The organism is Clostridium isatidis, assembly GCF_002285495.1.
In the GTDB taxonomy this organism is placed as follows: Bacteria; Bacillota; Clostridia; order Clostridiales; family Clostridiaceae; genus Clostridium; species Clostridium isatidis.
Window position 1 is genome coordinate 1,485,459 of record NZ_CP016786.1, and the last position, 18,759, is coordinate 1,504,217.

The window sequence follows — 18,759 nt, forward strand, 5'->3', positions numbered from 1 at the left end:
CTAAAATATGATATAAAAAAGGGACTATAAAAGTCCCTTAATAAAATTCTCTTATAATAATTCTCCATATCTTTTAATAAATAATCTTTTTAATACAGTTATTGAAATAAAATATAAAAATATTATTAAAAATAAATATATAAAATAGCTTGCAGGCATAGCTACCATATTTAATCTTTCACCAAAAACTGTATAAGGAATTATAGTCCCTATTGCTATCCCTAAAAATGTTAATATTGTAAGCTGCCATGAAGCCGTGCTTTGAATAAATGGTATTTTAGGTGTTCTAATTAAATGAATAACCATAGTTTGTGTCCATAAGGATTCAACAAACCATCCTGCATGGAAAAGTCCTATAAAACCTATCTGTTCAACTTCATTCAACATATGGAATGGTCCCCCAAATACAAATGGACAAATGATAAAGTACAATAATAAAAAAGTTATTATATCAAAAACTGAACTAATTGGTCCCATCCAAAACATAAATTTACTGATTGAACTTGCATCCCATTTACGTGGAAACTTAAGATATTTTTCATCAACATTATCCCAAGGAATTGTGATGCAAGAAATATCATAAATTAAATTTAACATTAATAATTGAAGCGGAAGCATTGGAATAAATGGCAAAAAAATACTCGCTATTAATACTGAAAATATATTTCCAAAATTTGAACTTGCTGTCATCTTTATATATTTAATTATATTAGCATAAATTTTTCTTCCTTCTATTATTCCCTCTTCTAATACCATTAAATCCTTTTCCAATAATATTATATCTGCAGATTCTTTTGCAATATCTACGGCTGTATCTACTGATATTCCTACATCAGCTTCAGTTATTGCAGCAGCATCATTTATTCCATCTCCCATAAAGCCTACAACATGTCCATTTTCTCTCAGAGCTGTTACAATTCTTGTTTTTTGATTTGGTGAAAGCTTAGCAAAGACATTGGAATTTTCAACTGCTTTCTTTAATTCTTCATCAGACATTTCATCTATGTCTGCCCCCAATAATAAGTTATTTGCCTTTATTCCTACTTGTTTGCAAACTGCTGTAGTAACAATATCATTATCTCCAGTTAATATTTTTACATTAACTCCATAATCTTTTAATGTTCTAATTACATCTTCTGCACTTTCCTTTGGCGGATCAAGGAATGCTAGAAATCCCATCAAAACCATATCTCTTTCATCTTTTTCTGAAAACTCATTAAATTCCGAAGGATTATTTTTTTGAGCAACACCTAATATTCTCATTCCTTGTTTATTATAATAAGATACTCTCTCTAATAATTCCTTCTCAATTTCTTCTGTTATTTTCTTTATTTCTCCTTTATATTCAACAAAAGCACAAACTTCTAACATTTCTTCAATTGCGCCTTTTGTAATAAGTTGAGTTTTACCCCCTATACTTTCAACTACCACACTCATACGACGACGATTAAAATCAAAAGGAATTTCATCAAGTTTCTTATAATCTCTCCATAATTCAACAATATCTAATTCATTAACATGATTAATTATAGCCTTATCTATTAAATTTTTAAGCCCAGTTTGATAATAACTATTTAGAAAAGCATGACGTAAAACTCTAATATCTTCTTCCCCATGAATATTTAAATAATATTCTAAAACTACTTTATCTTTAGTAATAGTACCAGTCTTATCAGCACAAAGTACATCCATTGCCCCAAAATTCTGAATTGCATTTAAGTCCTTAACTATTACTTTTTTCTTGGACATTGAAACTGCACCTTTTGCAAGATTAGCTGAAACTATCATTGGAAGCATTTCTGGAGTTAATCCAACAGCCACAGAAATTGCAAATAAGAAAGCTTCCATCCAATCACCTTTAGTAAATCCATTCATAAATAAAACTAGTGGTAACATAATTAACATAATCTTAATTAATATCCAAGATACAGAATTTATCCCCTTTTCAAAGCTTGTCACTATTTTTTTCCCTGATAAATTCTTTACCATAGAACCAAAAATTGAATTATCACCAACTTCAATTACAATTGCAACAGCTGATCCACTAATTACATTAGTTCCCATAAAAGCTAAATTCTTTATCTCCAAGGGATTTTTACAATTATCATCAGATATCCAACTATACTTTTCTACAGGCTCACTTTCACCAGTTAATGAGGATTGGCTTACAAATAAATCCTTTGCTTTTAATATTCTAACATCAGCAGGTATCATATCCCCCGCTGCAATATGAATTATATCACCAACTACCAATTCATTTACCGGTATTTCTTTTAATTCTTCATTTTTACGCTTTACACTTATTGTTGTTCTAACAATTTTACTAAGATGCTCAGCAGCTTTATTAGACTTAGATTCTTGAATAAATCGTAGTCCCCCACTAACTAATATCATAGTTGTAACTATAATAACTGATGTAAAATCTTTTTGATCACTTTTAACTAAAGCTACATCAGTTACATAAGAAATTACAGCTAAAGCTAATAAAATTATAGAAAATGGATTAATAAAAGCATCAATAATTTTTTTTATTAAAGATTTACCCTTTTGATAACTAATCTCATTTTTCCCATATCTTTCCTTAATTTCTTCTATTTCATTTTCTTCATAACCTTCATAGCTTGTATTATATTTTCTTAATACTCCTTCTTCTGTTAATCTTGATACTAATAATAAATTATTAATATTACCTTTCTTCTTTACTTCTTCCTTTATAACTTTATTAAAAAATAACTTTCTCATGGCCGTACCTCCTTAATCTTAAAATTTGAAAAATACAAGATTAGGTAAAGGCATAGACCCGAAAGAAGGAATGTTAAATATTAATTTTTAATCTAAAAGAGGAATGGATTTCCCCTTTTATCTAGAAAATTTCTATTTCCCTCCAAAGGGTCCATTGCCTTACTATTTCCCTCTTCCATTCCTCTTCACCTCCACAATAAAAATTAATAAAAAAACCTTACTGAAATACAGTAAGGTGAGTAAACTAATAAAATATTATATAAATTTAATGTAATAAAGCAAAATTATATTATCACTTCATCATCGTTCAAGCTTCAGCTCCATAAGGCGATGAAATTGCATTAGTCTACGCCTTGGTTTCGACATAAACTGCTAACCTTCTTATAGTGTCTCCACTATTTCGCGGCAGCAACCCTTATCCTCATGGTAACCTCACCTACCGAATTATTAACTTTTCTTTCTAGTTCATATTATAACATCTACATAAGCTTGTCAACTCTTCTTCAAATTAATAAATCATAATTTCTTAAAATATTTCCTATATTTTTTATCATTTAATAATATATTAAAAATTCTTATTAAAATATTAAATAAAACCTACTATATATTTTATAATATTTCTATCTTTAAAATAAGATTTATGTATATAATAACATTATAGATAATTCTGATCTTTCAAGGAGGTATTATGAATAAAAAAGATAAATTAAAACTAATCTCCTTTGCAGCTGGTGCTTTAACAACTAGTGCTTTAGCTTATATAGGGAACTACTTTTATAATTATGCAATAAATAAAAAAATTTCTGGACCAAAAAATGAAATGAAAGCAGAAGCTTTAGACTTAAATGAAAATATAGATATTCCTCACGAAGTAATATTAGGGGATATGCACTGGCTTAAATATGAATCAAATTATGAAAATGTAACTATTAAATCCTTTGATAATTTAACATTACATGCTTATAAAATTCTAAATCCTTCTAAAACAGATAATTGGGTTATAACTATTCACGGATATAATTCTGATGGAGCGGAAATGACTAATTATGCAAAAAAATTTTATGAAGAAGGTTACAATGTTTTAATACCCGATTTAAGAGCCCATGGTTATAGTGAAGGAAATTATATAGGCATGGGATGGCATGATAGACTTGATATTATTAAATGGATAAATTTCATCATTAAAGAAAATTCAAATGCTAAAATAATTTTACACGGAGTATCAATGGGAGCAGCAACTGCATGTATGGTTTCTGGTGAAGAACTTCCATCAAATGTTAAAGTAATAATTGCTGACTGTGGTTATTCTTCTGTTTGGGAAGAATTTACTTACCAATTAAAGCAAAAGTTTAAGCTGCCAAACTTCCCTTTTCTGCATGCAGCTTCTGTTGTTACTAGAATTAGAGCTGGTTATAATCTAAAAAGAGCTTCTGTTATTAATCAAGTTGCAAAATCAAAAACTCCAATTTTATTTATTCATGGAGATAAAGATGATTATGTTCCTTACGAAATGATGGATAAATTGTATAATGCAGCTAATTGTCCTAAAGAAAAGATTACTATACTAGGTGCTGATCATGCAAAATGCGTTATTCAAGATCCAGATACTTATTGGAATTCAATAAATAACTTTATTGCAAAATACTCATAAACTCTTCCCGGTGCAAAAATAAAATCGAAGATAAATAAACAACCTTGAATTTGATAAAAGTATTAAATAAATAGCAATCCTAGTGTATAAATAATAGAGCTCCAGTGTTATATTATTAATGGCTATAAAAATATTAAATTAAGAAAGCAGGTAAAACTATGAACGTATATGCAATATTATTTTATTTAAGGGAAGAGCATAATCACCATGAACATTCTGAAGACTGTGGATGCGGACACAATCATGAGAGTCATAATCATAGAGATAATTATGATATAGTTGCTACCATCAAATCTTTAGGTCCTTGGGCAAATTTTATGCCAGATAGTTACTTAGTGAAAAGTGAGTTTACAGCAAAGGAAATAACAGAAAAACTTCAAAAATTTATACAAACAGGAGATTTACTTTTCGTTAGCAAAATTGATAAAGATGATGTTTCATCTTTAACTCCAGAAGTTGAAAATTGGATATTATCATAATAAAACAAATAAATGAAAACACAATAGGGACTGTCAAATACAGTCCCTTTATAAAATTCACCTTATCATACTTTCCTATGCTATCTTTATATTCTTTAAAAAACTCTCCAAGTTTATATGATATTCTATTTCTTTTTCTAGCTCTCTTACTTTATTAAATCCAATTCCCTTAAATAAATTATGTGATCTTAAATTTGATTTTTTTATCTTTGCTATTACTGCATTATATCTCATTTCAAAAAAGGCCACCTTTAAAAGTTCAATCATTGCATTATGTCCTATTCCATTTCCCCAAAGTGCCTTTTCACCTACTACAATTACTACTTCTGCCTTCTCTATTTTAGGTATTAATCTTATAAAGCCAACAGATTGATATGTATCCTTAATTATAAAAAATCTACAATTATTGTTGAAAAGATGAGTTAAAATAGGCATATTTACTCTATTTATTATATTCAGCAAATTTCTTTTTACATTTTTATCTTCATTTAAGCAACTTATTATTTCCTCATCATTTAACCAATAGTATATTTTTTCAACATCAGACTTATACACTTCACTACACAAACTAATATCCTTTGATTTCACAAAGTACACTCCTTAGCTATTCTCAGTTTGCAAACTTTTTATTTTTACTAGTAATTTATATCTATAGTACTATCTTTTAGCTAAGGAGTAAAAATCAAAAAATAGGATTACTGAATTTTAACTCTTTTTATCTACATTTATCAAACAATTCCAATCTTTATCGCATTACCTTATATTTTCCATTTTTAGTATTTAATTTCCATTAAAATGAATTAAATGTTTTTTTATTCCAAAACTAGAGTGTTTTCTATTAATTACAGCTTTCTATAAATTTCTTAAATATACTATAATGCTCATCATATTTTGTATATAATAATTCTGGATGCCATTGAACTCCTAAAATAAATTTTTTCCCTTCCATATAAACACTCTCAATTAATCCATCTTCTGATATTGCAGCTTCTTTTAAAGAAGGTGCTAAAGTTTTTATTCCTTGATGATGTATACTATTAACTCCTAAAAACTCTTTATTATTTATTATTTCTCCCAATAAAGAATTTTTAATAATTTTAACCTTATGGCTCTCATTAAAAGTATTTTTCTTATCCAAGTGGTAACTATCTCTTCCATTATTTTTGTCAAATTTTATATCTTGATATAAAGAGCCTCCTAATATAGCATTTAATAGTTGAAATCCTCTGCAAACAGCAAGTAAAGGCTTTTCCTTTTCTATCACACTTTTTAAAGCTATTATTTCCATGCAATCTCTATCTTTATATGGAACTTCACAATATTCTCTTTTCTCCTCATTATATAATTTAGGATCTATATCCTGACCTCCTGTAAATAAAAAGCCATCAAATTTATTAACCAAATTTTCAATATCCTTTATATTTTTTATAATAGGCACAATAAAGGGTATTCCCCCAGCATCCCTAACCGCCTCTGCATAATAAAATATTTTATCGTTGGCTGGACTTTCATAACTAGAAAGTGAAAATACCCCTATTATTGGTTTATTCATTTTTCTCTCTCCTTTCTACATATTTTTTTCTTTTGTACATTAATATCTATTATATGATAAATCTACATAATTTGTTTTAAGAATATCATATAAAAAAGAACCTAGTATTTTACTAAGTTCATTTAATCAATAACATGTCTTTTTATTACTTGGATTGCAACACAGCCTGGTCCTCCTTGAGTAATAAAGGCTGGGCTTAAAATTCTTGTAACTATATCTGCATTTTTTATCTTATTTAATAAAATTTCCTTTGCTTCCTTTGCTAAATTTTCACTAAATCCATGAGTAATATATATTTTATAGCTGTCATCAACCTTCAATTCATGTAAATAATCACAAATTTTAGCCATGGCCTTTTTAAAAGATCTTGTTGTAGCAAACTTTTCTAAAGTTGTCCCATCCTTAGAAAGAGATAAAACAGGTACTAATTTAATAGCACTACCAATCTTTCCTACTATATGTGATAACCTTCCTCCCCTTACCAAGAAATCAAAATCATTAGGAATTAAAAAAGATTTAGATGACTCAATAAGTTCTTTTATATCTTTTATTATTCTCTCCTTTGTATACCCTTTTTCAACAAGCTTTACTGCTAAGTCTACTAGATATCGGTGAGGTCCACAAAGAGTTTTAGAATTTATTACTTCAATTCTTTCTGAATTTTCATCTAAATTTTTAGCTGTATATGCCGATTGAAAAGTTCCTGAAAGACCATCTGCCATTGAAATATTTATTATTTCATCTTCTGGATATCTTTGATAAAGTTCCAAAACCTTTCCTATAGAAGGTTGTGAAGACTTAGGAACATGTCCTTCATTTATTAGATCAATTAATTGTTTAGAATCTATATCTTCAAATTCTGTATAAGTTTTATTATTTATAGTTACTTGCAAAGGTGCTATATCTATGTTATTAGCTTGTTCCTCTTTGATTGAGTACAAAGTCGAAGAATCAGAAAGAATTTTTATCATTATTATATCCCCATCCGTATTTTTTATTAGTTTTTTATAAATATGTTCGTTCTCAGATTACCATGATATATAATAAGTGTCAACATATTTATAAACATTTCATCAGCTTTTGACAGTGTATACTATTTATTTAAAAAGGCTGCTAAAAATTTAGCAGCCAAATATGTCCTAAACTAGGCTTTCTCCATTAGTTTCAATTACTTTTTTATACCAATAAAAGCTTTTCTTTTTATATCTCTCTAAGCTACCAGTTCCATCATCATGCCTGTCAACATATATAAAACCATATCTTTTTTTAAGTTCTGCAGTTGTAAAGCTGACTAAATCTATACATCCCCAAGTTGTATATCCTATAATCTCAACACCATCTTCTATTGCTTCTCTTACTTGAATTAAATGATCATTTAAATACTTAATTCTATAATCATCATTTACCGTTTTATTTCCATTTTCATCAGTTATTAATTCATCAACTGCCCCAAGGCCATTTTCAACAATAAATAACGGCTTTTCATATCTATCATATAAGGTATTAAGTAGATATCTTAACCCCTCAGGATCTATTTGCCATCCCCATTCTGAAGCCTCTAAATAAGGGTTTGGAAAACCTGCTATTATGTTGCCTTCTCCTTCTACCTTACTTATATCTGCTGTTGCACAGCTGCTCATATAATAACTAAAGGATATAAAATCTACAGTATTCTTCAATATTTCTTCATCTTCAGGAGTTATATCTAAACTAATATTATTTTCTTTAAAGAATCTATTCATATATCTTGGGTACTTTCCTCTTGCATAGACATCAGCAAAAAATAAGCTTTCCCTATTATTTTCTAATGCTTTTAAAACATCCTTTGGATTGGGAGTTAATGGATAGATTGGGGTTCCAAGTATCATACATCCAATTTTAAAATCTGGATTTATTTCATGTCCTATTTTAACAGCAAGGGCACTTGCAACTAGCTCGTGATGCATTGCTTGATAAAGATCTTGAAGGCTTAATTCTTCCTTAGGCGTCCATATGGCTGCACTAGAGTAAGGAGCCCTTAAGGCTGAATTTATTTCATTGAAAGTTAACCAATACTTTACTCTATCCTTGTATCTAGTAAATACGGTTTTTACATATTTCTCAAAAAAACCAATCAACTTTCTGTTAGTCCAACCATTATAATTTTTAGCTAATGCAAGAGGCGTTTCATAATGAGATAAAGTTATCAAAGGCTCTATTCCATACTTCTCTAATTCATCTAAAAGATTATCATAGAATTTTAAGCCCTTTTCATTTGCTTCCTTATCATCTCCATTTGGAAATATTCTAGACCAAGCTATTGAAAATCTAAACACTTTAAATCCCATTTCTGCAAATAATTTTATATCTTCTTTATATCTATGATAAAAATCAATTCCAATTAACTTCATATTATCTTCTGTCGGTTCATCAGTAATAGATCCATATATGCCTTTAGGAGCTAAATCTTGAATTGAAATCCCCTTACCATCCTCATTATAAGCCCCTTCACACTGGTTTGCAGCTACTGCTCCTCCCCATAAAAATCCTTCTGGAAATCTTTTTTCCATAAAACTCCTCCTTATATTGCTAAAGTTTTATTACTAATTTAACCTTAATTTGATTTTATATTATAATTCTTTAAATTATTTTCTAATTTTGAAAAGAACCTATAAAAATAAAGAGCGCAAATGCGCTCCTTATTAAGGGGAATAATTTATGAAATCATCATATTTTTATAAAAAATATATGAAGATACCTATTTTTAAAATTAATATTATAATTATTAATACTTTATTTAATACACTATTAATATTATTTATTTTTTGTTAATATTGTAACAAATTATTTTTAGTAGCATTTGCTTTTTAATTATTAGCAGATTATGCTAAAATGCTTTTAGTTAAATCATTTCTATTTATACCTTATTAAATATAGATTAATTTTACACAATATAATTGTAGCTCATTGTTATTATTTTGACAATACTCTTTATTATTTTTTTATCTTTTTACATATTTTTATAAAACTAAAGAGCTGCAAATAATCAGCTCTTTATATAAGCAAAATATAAATAATTAATGGAATTGTCACTATAGATAATATCGTTGTTATAAATACTCCAACAGCAGCTTTATCTTCATTTTTGCTATATTGATTTACCATTATCATAATAGATGGTCCTGTTGGCAAGGCAACAGATAAAGTTAAATAAGCTATAATTAAATTATTATCAATAATAAGCTTAGATAAAAAATACATAATAAATGGCAATACTAATAATTTAATAATAGAAATAATATATATTTTAAAATCGATAAATATATCTTTTATATTTATAGAAGCTAAAAAAGAACCTATTAATAACATTGATAATGGTATAGTCGTTTCCCCTATCAAGCCAAAAATTCTATTAAATATTTCTGGAACTCTTATTTCTAATAGGAAAATTAAAAGTGATATTAAAGCCGCTATTACGCATGGATTTACAGCTGATTTAATATCAAATTTAATATTTTCTTTACCCTTTTGAGTTATATAAATTCCATAGGAAAATAAAACTACATTAAATGGTATATGCAAAATTGAAAATGGAAAAATCGAAGAATTTCCATACAAGGCACTTAAAACTGGATAACCTATAAATCCAGTGTTGGCAATAATTATCATAAGCTGATAAATTCCACTGTTTTCACCCTTCATTTGGAATACAGTAACAATTAATCTTCCAAACACAATTAAAAATAGATATAATCCAATTCCCAATAACAATATAGTTATTATTTCCTTCCTGCTTATTGAAGGACTTTGTCCAAGAGCAGAATTAATAATAAGGGCTGGTGTTGTTATCTTTAATATTAATTCTGAAAGTTTATTGTTTGTATTTTTGTCTAGAATCTTTAATTTATTTATAAAATATCCGAGCAAAATCATACTAAATAAGACTATCATTATTGTAAATATTTCACTAATATTCATGTTATTCTTCCTTTAATTGCTATATTATTATCTTATTTAGTAATCTTTTTTTTGCTTATATTTTTTATAATTATGTACTTATATTAATAGCAAAGATATTATAAGGGGAATAGTAATAATAGATAATATTGTAGTAATAAAAACACCTGATGAAGCAGATTTAATATTTTTATTATATTGATTTGCAAACATTACTATCATTGAAGCAGTGGGTAAAGCTGCTGATACAGTTAAAAATCCAATTATTATTTCATCTTTAAAAATTAAATTAGATAAAAAGTAAATAATAAAAGGCATTGCTATTAGCTTTATTGCAGATAAAATATAAATCTTTGAATCACTAAATACATCCTTTATTGGTATTAAAGCTAAAGATGATCCTATTAGCATCATTGATATTGGAACTGTAGCTCCCCCTACTAGACTAAAGGCATCCTTAATAACCGCTGGAAACTTAAGGTCAAATAAGAATATTATTAAGGCAATAACTGCAGATATAATACCTGGGTTTATTAAGATCTTCCAATCAATAGAGTTTTTATTTTGATCCTTTGATGAATTCGCATCTTTAGTTCTATCTTTTTGAAATTGATATACCCCATAGGAATAAATTAATATATTAAAGGGCATGTGTAATATAGAGAAAGAAAATATTGCGTTTTCTCCATAAATTGCACTTAAAATTGGATATCCCATAAAAGTTGCATTAACAAAAACGAGCATTAATTCATATATAGCTCCATTTTCATTATTCAATCTAAATACCTTTATAATTAATTTAGAAATTATGATTAAAGTCAAATATAATATAACTCCAGCAAAAAGCATATTAAATATTTCTTTCTTATCACCTGTCTGCTCGCTATTTAAAACTGAGCTAATAATTAAGGCTGGGGAGGTTATTTTTAATACTAAATCTGATAATTTAGCATTGCTATTCTTATCTAAAATTCCCTTTTTATTTGCTGCATATCCTACAATTATTACTATAAATAAAACTAGCATTGTTTCTATTAGTGCATCAATATTCATTAGTTTATCTCCTTTTCAAAAGCTATTCTTTTTACCTTTCCTTCTAAATATATAACTCCACAATATTTAAAGTTATTCTTCTTTAGCAGTCTTTGCATTGATAGGTTATCTTCATGAGTATCAATCTTAATACTTTTTATAAATCTTTCTTTGCAAATTTCTTCTATTCTTTTTAATATTATAGAAGCTATATTTTTACCTTTCATTTCTTTTGTTACAGCTATTCTATGTATAACAGCATATTCATTATCAGTTAACCAACTGCCTTCATAAATCTCATTATATGTAGGTTCTCCATCAAAAGATAAAGCAACAGTTGCAATAACCTTATCCTTATCCGTCAGAACATAACTATATCCATTTAATATATCCTTTCTAATAACCTCTTCATTGGGATATCCATTCTGCCACTGATCTATTTTCATTTCTTTTAAATATGCTTGTGCTTCTTTAATTATTTCCATAATATCCTTGATATCTTTTTCCTTTGATTTTCTTAACTTCATGATTAGTCCCTTTCTAAATTTTAAATTATATTCATTTATTATACCTTAATCACAACTATATCTAAATATTAAATATCAAATTTAATTATTTTTTACGATATATTTCTTTTTAAAGTAAATTAATCCTTTAATATACAAATCATTGAGTTATTTAAATAATTGTATTAATATGGTATTATAGCCATTATTAAGTTTGGGCGGGGTGTTTTATGAAACGTATTGAAAAAATATATAATTATATTCTTAAAAATTCTAAACATCTTACAAAGGATGATATCTTAAATTATAATGGATTTACAGCTCTTCAAATCGGCAAAGAATTAAACATATTAAGAAATAATGTATCAAAAGAACTTAATATCCTTTGTAAAAACAATAAAGTAATAAAAATAAAAAGCAAACCTGTAATTTACTATCCTAGAGAATTGTTTGAAAAAGTCTTAAGCATAAAATTAAAAGATGATATTAGGGAAATAACTAATATCCAAGCCTTAATTAATAAAAAAGAAAAAATTGAAGATCAATCTCCCTTTAACTATTTAATTGGACATGATAGAAGTTTAAAAAATCAAATTGAACAAGCTAAAGCTGCTTTAATGTATCCTCCAAATGGTCTTCATACATTAATTATAGGTAGTACTGGTGTTGGTAAAAGCTTATTTGCTAACATTATGTACAAATATGCCAAATATAAAAATCGACTTACCAAAGATTCACCTTTTATAGTTTTCAACTGTGCCGACTACTCTAATAATCCTCAGCTTCTTTTATCTCATATTTTTGGACATGTTAAAGGTTCTTTTACTGGAGCTGATTTTAATACAGAAGGAATTATACAAAAAGCTGATGGTGGAATATTGTTTTTAGATGAAATTCATAGATTACCACCTGAAGGTCAAGAAATGATTTTTTATTTTATGGATACTGGCAGCTATAATAAACTAGGCGAAACAGGGAGGGGCCATAAAGCAAAAGTCCTATTAATCGGTGCAACAACTGAAGATCCAAGTTCAACATTATTAAATACTTTTATGCGAAGAATTCCTGTAATAATAAAAATCCCTGATTTTAGCGAGAGAACCCTTGAAGATCAAATAGAATTGGTCGAATTTCTATTTAGGCAGGAAGCCCAAAGGATAAATAAACCAATAAAAATATCAGCAGAAGCAGTAAAAGCTTTTATAGGAAGTACTAGTTATGGAAATGCTGGTCAATTAAAATCAAATATTCAATTAGCTTGTGCTAAAGGATTTTTAAATACCCTTAATAGCGGAGATATAATAAATATAAACTTAGACTTACTTCCATCAAATATAAAAAAAGGGATTGTTTCTTTTTCTAATAATAAAAATAATGTTTGGAATTTAATTCCTAATACTATTACTATAGATCCTAATAATGATATGCCTTTTGAATATATACCCTTTGAAAACGATACCTACGAACCACCCTTTAATATATATGATACTATAGAAAAAAGAGCAGGCGAATTAAAAGATAAAGGTATGACTGATGAAGATATAAAGTCATGTATTACTTCAGATATAAATAATGATTTAAATAAATTCTATAATAATTTGAAAAGAAATAAAAATCTTAAAGAAGGATTGCTTAAAATAGTTGATAAAGATATAGTAGACTTTGCAGAAGAAATAAAAATTCTTGTAGAAGGAAGACTTAATAAAGCTTTAAATGAACGTTTTATTTATGCTGTAAGCCTTCATTTTAGTTCTCTATTTAAAAGGTTAAAAAGTAAAGCTGATAAACTAAATTCCTATGTTGAAATACCTATTTCTACTAATAGTAAGGAGTATAAAATAGCTAAAGAAATTCATTATTTAATGGAAAAAAGATTTAACTTATCTATTCCTAAGATAGAAATAGAATATTTAGCTATTATTTTAACCTCAATACAAGATTCATCTATACAAAAAAGAGTTGGAATTGTAGTTGCTGCCCACGGAGATAGTACTGCCACAAGTATGGTAAACGTAGCTAAAAAACTATTTGAAACAGACAATATTTTAGCTGTGGATATGCCCCTTGAAAAGAAACCTTTTGATATTCTTGAAGAAGTTATTTCAAAAGTTAAACAAGTAGATGAAGGTAAAGGGGTACTACTATTAGTTGATATGGGATCCTTAAATAGTTTTGGAGATGTTATTACTGAAAGAACTAATATAATAACAAGAAGCATTGATATGGTATCTACTCCTTTAGTTTTAGAAGCAGCCAGAAAATGTTCCTTATATGACACTGATTTAATTTCAGTTCATTCATATTTATTAAAAGATTTTAGAGCTTATACAATGAGCAGCGATGATGATAATTATATTAATGATGGCGTTATAGTTACCATCTGTTCAACAGGAAAAGGGACTGCTATCAAATTAAAAGAATTAGTTGATAATATAATAAATACAATAGCAGATTATAATATTACCGTGATTCCTGTTGGAGTTAAAGACGTTAATAGATCTATAAATGAAATATTAAAATCAAATAAAATTATCGCTATAGTAGGCATTATAAATCCAAACTTAGGTTTTCCTTTTATATCTATAGAAGACTTAATTAATGGAACAGGTGAAGCAAAATTAAAAAATATAATTAAAGGAAAAAATATTTCTTATACTGATAAAAATAATATTATAGCTTTGGAAACTCTTTGTAAACAAAGCTTAAGAGAACTTGTCACTTTCCTTAATCCAGAAAAAATATATCCACTCTTAAAAAATTTTATAGATTTTATAGAAAACTCTCTTGATATTGGATATAAAAATAATAAGAGACTTAGTATTATGACTCATTTAGCTTGTGCCTTAGAAAGAGTTATCTTAAAAAATGAACTGACCTATAACGGAAAAAGTAATCCTTTAGACAAATTATATTTTGATACACTAAAAGATGCTAATTTAATATTTAAAAAAGCTTTATCTTTAGAATTATCAGAAGACGAGCTATATTACATGGTTGATATTATTAAAGAGTATCAACTTACTGATACTTTTAATGCTTATGTAACAGAAATTCCCAAAAATTAGTATCAATTTTTATTTTATCTGTATCAAATAAAAATTTTATATTTATATAAAGTGCCAATTATGCTAGTTCAGATGAAAATTTTAACTCTGATACACATAATTGGCATCTTTTTTGCTATATATAATAGTGAAGAAATTTAAGGAAGGAGATGATATTAATTGATAGCAGTAATCATAGCAACTCATGGATCATTTTCAAAAGAGCTATTAAAATCCTCTGAAATGATTTTTGGAAAACAAAAAAATGTTGCTACTGTATCCTTTGTAGCAGGTGAAGGCACTGATGATTTAATTGAAAAATACAATAAGCTCTTAAATGAGTTGGATTGCAGTGATGGAGCTTTAATTATGGTTGATATTTTTGGAGGAAGCCCCTTTAATGCAGCTAGTATGATAGCATTAAAAAATGAAAAAATAGAACTAATAACAGGCACTAACCTTCCTATGCTATTAGAGGTTTTTGCAGCTAAAGATACTGTCACAATTAAAGAATTAGTTGAAATTGCTGAAAATGCTGGCAAAGAGTCAGTTAAAAAATTATTAAAAAGTAATGAACAAGATTTAAAGGAGGATGAATTATAATGAAAATTGCTTTAGCAAGAATTGACGACAGGCTTATACATGGACAAGTTGTTACTGTATGGTCTAAAGTGACCAAATGTAACAGAATCATTGTTTGTAACGATGATATTGCAAAGGATGAACTTAGAAAAACTATATTGACTCAAGTAGCCCCACCAGGAGTAAAAGCACATGTTGTCAGCATAGATAAAGCTGCAAGAGTACTTAAAAACCCTAAGCATGAAAACGATATAGCAATATTATTATTTACATGTCCTAAGGATGTATTAAGATTGGTTGAAGCTGGAACAGATATAAAGAGCGTTAACATTGGAGGAATGTCTTTTAAGAGCGGTAAAACTCAAATAACTGGTGCTATTTCTGTAAATCAAGAAGATATTGATGCTTTTAAAGCCCTTAATGACAAAAATATAGAACTTGAAATAAGAGTTGTTGCTTCTGATAAAAAATCTTATATCATGCCTTTATTAGAAAACCTGTAATTATTAATTATGTTTTAAATTAAAATTTATATAAAAAGGAGGACTAATTCATGGAAATTAACTTTCTACAAATTATTCTTATCTTCCTAGTTGCATTAATTGCAGGGATAGGAAGCGTTCTCGATGAGTTTCAAACTCACAGACCATTAGTAGCATGTACACTAACAGGACTTATTCTAGGTGACTTAAAAACAGGCATTATTATTGGTGGTACTCTTGAAATGTTAGCCCTTGGCTGGATGAATATAGGCGCCGCCATGGCTCCAGATGCAGCTCTTGCTAGTGTAATTTCTACTATCATTGTTATTGCTGGTAAACAAGACATCAACTCTGGTATTGCTCTAGCTGTTCCTCTTGCTGCCGCTGGCCAAGTATTAACTATCTTTGCTAGAACTATTACTATCTTCTTCCAACATCAAGCTGATAAATATGCTGATACTGGAAACTTTAAAGCAATTGAAGCTTGTCACATATTAGCCTTATTTGTTCAAGGTTTACGTGTAGCTATTCCATCTTTAATAGTTGCTATGTTTGTTGGTACAGATGCAGTTCAAAATATGTTAGCTGCTATTCCAGAAGTTGTTACTAGAGGTCTTCAAGTAGGTGGAGGCATAATAGTAGTTGTTGGATATGCAATGGTTATCAACATGATGGAAGCAAAACACTTAATGCCTTTCTTCTTCCTAGGATTTACATTCGCTGCTCTTTCTCAATTAAACCTAGTTGCTTTAGGTATTGTAGGAGTTGTTTCAGCTTTAATTTACTTAGAATTAAATCCTAAATTTAATAAAACTGCTATAGTACAAGCTAATACTGCTGCAACTGCTCAAGCTGATGATGAATTAGATGATGAGTTAGACTAATAGGAGGAGGTATAAATATGAGTGAAAAAAAATTAACACAAAGTGATTTAAAGAGTATTTTTATTCGTTCTAATTTACATCAAGGTTCTTGGAACTATGAAAGAATGCAAGCTCTAGGATATTGCTATGCAATGATTCCTGCTATAAAGAGATTATATAAAGGTGAGGATCAAAAACAAGCTCTAAAAAGACACCTTGAATTCTTTAATACTCAACCTTTCGTTACAGCTCCTATTTTAGGAATTAATGCTGCAATGGAAGAAGAAAAAGCAAACGGAGCAGATATAGATGATGGTGCTATAAATGGTGTTAAAGTAGGTTTAATGGGACCTTTGGCTGGTGTTGGTGATCCAATATTCTGGGGAACATTAAGACCAGTGCTTGCAGCTCTAGGTGCAACTGTTGCATTAGGAGGAAGCATACTAGGACCACTTATCTTCTTCATAGGCTTTAACATTGTAAGACTTGCTGTTAGATGGTTTGGTATTAAAATTGGTTATGAAAAAGGTACAAACATTGTAAAAGAAATGGCAGGTGGAGCTCTTCAAAAAATAACAGAAGGTGCTTCTATCCTTGGTCTATTTATAATGGGTGTTCTTGTTAATAGATGGACTACAATAAATGTTCCTGTTGTTGTTTCTGAAATAACTAACCAAGCTGGTGAAACTGTAACTACTACTGTTCAAAACGTATTAGATTCCTTACTACCAGGACTACTTCCATTATTATTTACCTTCTTATGTATGAAACTTCTTAAGAAGAAAGTTAATCCTATTTGGTTAATATTCGGAATATTCGCTATAGGTATAATAGGATATGCACTAGGATGGCTGGCATAGCAATTTTCAGTTAAGGAATAAACTCCACGGAGTTTAGAAAAATAAGACTGCTGTATTTTCAGCAGTCTTTTTTATTAAAATTATTCCCTTTTAACTGAAAACTATACACTGTTAACTTAATTTACCCTCCTATTTTTACCTTAATATTCATGCTCTCTCCTAATTCAATATATTTTAATAGCTCTGCTTTATTTAAATTCTTCATATCCTTATATAGGTAACTTCTTCCTAGCTGTTCATATTTATTTTTTCCTAAATTATGGAAAGGTAATAAATGTAATTCTTTAATTTTATAAGAGGAGACAAATTCCATAATTTCATTTATTACTTTATCATCATAATTAAAGTCTGGTATTACAGGAACTCTAACAATAAGTTTATCAGGATTCTTTAAAGCTATATAATTCAAGTTTTTTATTATTTTATTTAAATCTCCACCTGTTATATCTTTTAATTTATCCTTATTCAAATGCTTAATATCAAATAAGAATAAATCTATTAAGGGTTCTGCCATAATAAATTTCTCATATTCTACATTACCTGTTGTTTCTACAGCTGTATGAATATTTTTTCCTTTTATAGCCCTTAATAATTCTAACAACTCCTTATATTGAAGAAAAGGTTCCCCTCCAGATATTGTTACTCCTCCCTTCGAATCCTCATAATAATCCTTATCCTTCATAATTTCTTTAATTATTTCTTCTATGCTTTTCTCTTCTCCACAAAAAGCTATTGCATTTTGAGTACATGCTTCAGCACATTTATCGCAGGAATTACAAATTTTCCTATTAAAAATAATTTTATTACCTTTAAAATCAATTGCTTTTATCGGACAAACCTTAAGACATGCTTTGCACTTAATACATTTATTTTTATAATGCATTAAGTGTTTATTAATTATCTGAGATTCAGGATTAGCACACCAGGGACAATATAATGAACAGCCTTGTAAGAAAACTACTGTCCTTATTCCAGGTCCATCATGCAGGGCAAACCTTTCAATTTCAATTAACTTTATCATTTCTACCAT

Annotated in this window: 16 protein-coding genes and 1 riboswitch; of the genes, 7 read left to right on the plus strand and 9 right to left on the minus strand. The window is 28.1% G+C overall.

All coding sequences use genetic code 11. The features are described 5' to 3' along the window. Positions 1-51: 51 nt before the first annotated feature. Positions 52-2,742 carry a magnesium-translocating P-type ATPase gene (gene mgtA, locus BEN51_RS07080; protein WP_119865379.1) on the minus strand — a complete coding sequence of 897 codons (2,691 nt, stop codon included), beginning with the start codon at positions 2,740-2,742 and terminating at the stop codon, positions 52-54. A 289-nt stretch (positions 2,743-3,031) separates the two neighbouring features. Beyond that, a riboswitch (M-box (ykoK) riboswitch) is annotated at positions 3,032-3,193 on the minus strand. 237 nt (positions 3,194-3,430) lie between these two features. Here mgtA and BEN51_RS07085 point away from each other — a divergent pair. Together BEN51_RS07085 and BEN51_RS07090 are read left to right on the plus strand one after the other, a co-directional pair. Beyond that, positions 3,431-4,393, plus strand: coding sequence for an alpha/beta hydrolase (locus BEN51_RS07085; RefSeq protein WP_119865380.1), 963 nt, complete (start codon positions 3,431-3,433; stop codon positions 4,391-4,393). Between the two features lie 158 nt (positions 4,394-4,551). Then, positions 4,552-4,872, plus strand: a complete 321-nt coding sequence (locus BEN51_RS07090; RefSeq protein ID WP_119865381.1) for a hypothetical protein — start codon at positions 4,552-4,554, stop codon at positions 4,870-4,872. A gap of 75 nt (positions 4,873-4,947) precedes the next feature. Here the strand turns inward: BEN51_RS07090 and BEN51_RS07095 are convergent, their stop codons facing one another. The 7 genes from BEN51_RS07095 to BEN51_RS07125 form a co-directional block, all read right to left on the minus strand. Continuing rightward, the gene (locus BEN51_RS07095) at positions 4,948-5,460 is read right to left on the minus strand and encodes a GNAT family N-acetyltransferase (protein ID WP_119865382.1); all 513 of its coding nucleotides are present in this window, start codon (positions 5,458-5,460) and stop codon (positions 4,948-4,950) included. 250 nt (positions 5,461-5,710) lie between these two features. Further along, positions 5,711-6,424, minus strand: coding sequence for a gamma-glutamyl-gamma-aminobutyrate hydrolase family protein (locus BEN51_RS07100; RefSeq protein WP_119865383.1), 714 nt, complete (start codon positions 6,422-6,424; stop codon positions 5,711-5,713). 122 nt (positions 6,425-6,546) lie between these two features. Beyond that, complete coding sequence (locus tag BEN51_RS07105; RefSeq protein ID WP_119865384.1) at positions 6,547-7,395, minus strand: DegV family protein; 849 nt, start codon at positions 7,393-7,395, stop codon at positions 6,547-6,549. 168 nt (positions 7,396-7,563) lie between these two features. Continuing rightward, positions 7,564-8,973 carry a glycoside hydrolase family 1 protein gene (locus BEN51_RS07110; RefSeq protein ID WP_119865385.1) on the minus strand — a complete coding sequence of 470 codons (1,410 nt, stop codon included), beginning with the start codon at positions 8,971-8,973 and terminating at the stop codon, positions 7,564-7,566. Positions 8,974-9,457: 484 nt separating this feature from the next. Further along, a complete protein-coding gene (locus BEN51_RS07115; protein ID WP_119865386.1) occupies positions 9,458-10,381 on the minus strand; it encodes an AEC family transporter in 924 nt (307 codons plus the stop codon). Positions 10,382-10,459: 78 nt separating this feature from the next. Beyond that, entirely contained in the window at positions 10,460-11,413 is a 954-nt protein-coding gene (locus tag BEN51_RS07120) for an AEC family transporter (RefSeq protein ID WP_119865387.1), read from the minus strand. Further along, the gene (locus tag BEN51_RS07125) at positions 11,413-11,919 is read right to left on the minus strand and encodes a GNAT family N-acetyltransferase (protein WP_119865388.1); all 507 of its coding nucleotides are present in this window, start codon (positions 11,917-11,919) and stop codon (positions 11,413-11,415) included. The genes BEN51_RS07120 and BEN51_RS07125 overlap by 1 nt, the downstream gene beginning before the upstream one ends. A 209-nt stretch (positions 11,920-12,128) precedes the next feature. Here BEN51_RS07125 and BEN51_RS07130 point away from each other — a divergent pair, with 209 nt between their 5' ends. From BEN51_RS07130 to manZ, 5 genes are all read left to right on the plus strand, one after another. Continuing rightward, on the plus strand, positions 12,129-14,963 hold the full coding sequence (locus BEN51_RS07130) for a sigma 54-interacting transcriptional regulator (protein ID WP_119865389.1): 2,835 nt from the start codon (positions 12,129-12,131) through the stop codon (positions 14,961-14,963). Positions 14,964-15,122: 159 nt separating this feature from the next. Next, the gene (locus BEN51_RS07135) at positions 15,123-15,545 is read left to right on the plus strand and encodes a PTS sugar transporter subunit IIA (protein WP_119865390.1); all 423 of its coding nucleotides are present in this window, start codon (positions 15,123-15,125) and stop codon (positions 15,543-15,545) included. Next, entirely contained in the window at positions 15,545-16,027 is a 483-nt protein-coding gene (locus BEN51_RS07140; RefSeq protein ID WP_119865391.1) for a mannose/fructose/sorbose PTS transporter subunit IIB, read from the plus strand. The genes BEN51_RS07135 and BEN51_RS07140 overlap by 1 nt, the downstream gene beginning before the upstream one ends. Positions 16,028-16,083: 56 nt before the next feature. After that, on the plus strand, positions 16,084-16,890 hold the full coding sequence (locus tag BEN51_RS07145; protein WP_335621851.1) for a PTS mannose/fructose/sorbose transporter subunit IIC: 807 nt from the start codon (positions 16,084-16,086) through the stop codon (positions 16,888-16,890). Positions 16,891-16,907: 17 nt separating this feature from the next. Continuing rightward, the gene (manZ, locus tag BEN51_RS07150; protein ID WP_119865393.1) at positions 16,908-17,729 is read left to right on the plus strand and encodes a PTS mannose transporter subunit IID; all 822 of its coding nucleotides are present in this window, start codon (positions 16,908-16,910) and stop codon (positions 17,727-17,729) included. A gap of 121 nt (positions 17,730-17,850) precedes the next feature. Here the strand turns inward: manZ and BEN51_RS07155 are convergent, their stop codons facing one another. Continuing rightward, positions 17,851-18,750 (minus strand): glycyl-radical enzyme activating protein, encoded by a 900-nt coding sequence (locus tag BEN51_RS07155; RefSeq protein ID WP_119865394.1) that lies wholly within the window; start codon positions 18,748-18,750, stop codon positions 17,851-17,853. Positions 18,751-18,759 lie beyond the last annotated feature (9 nt).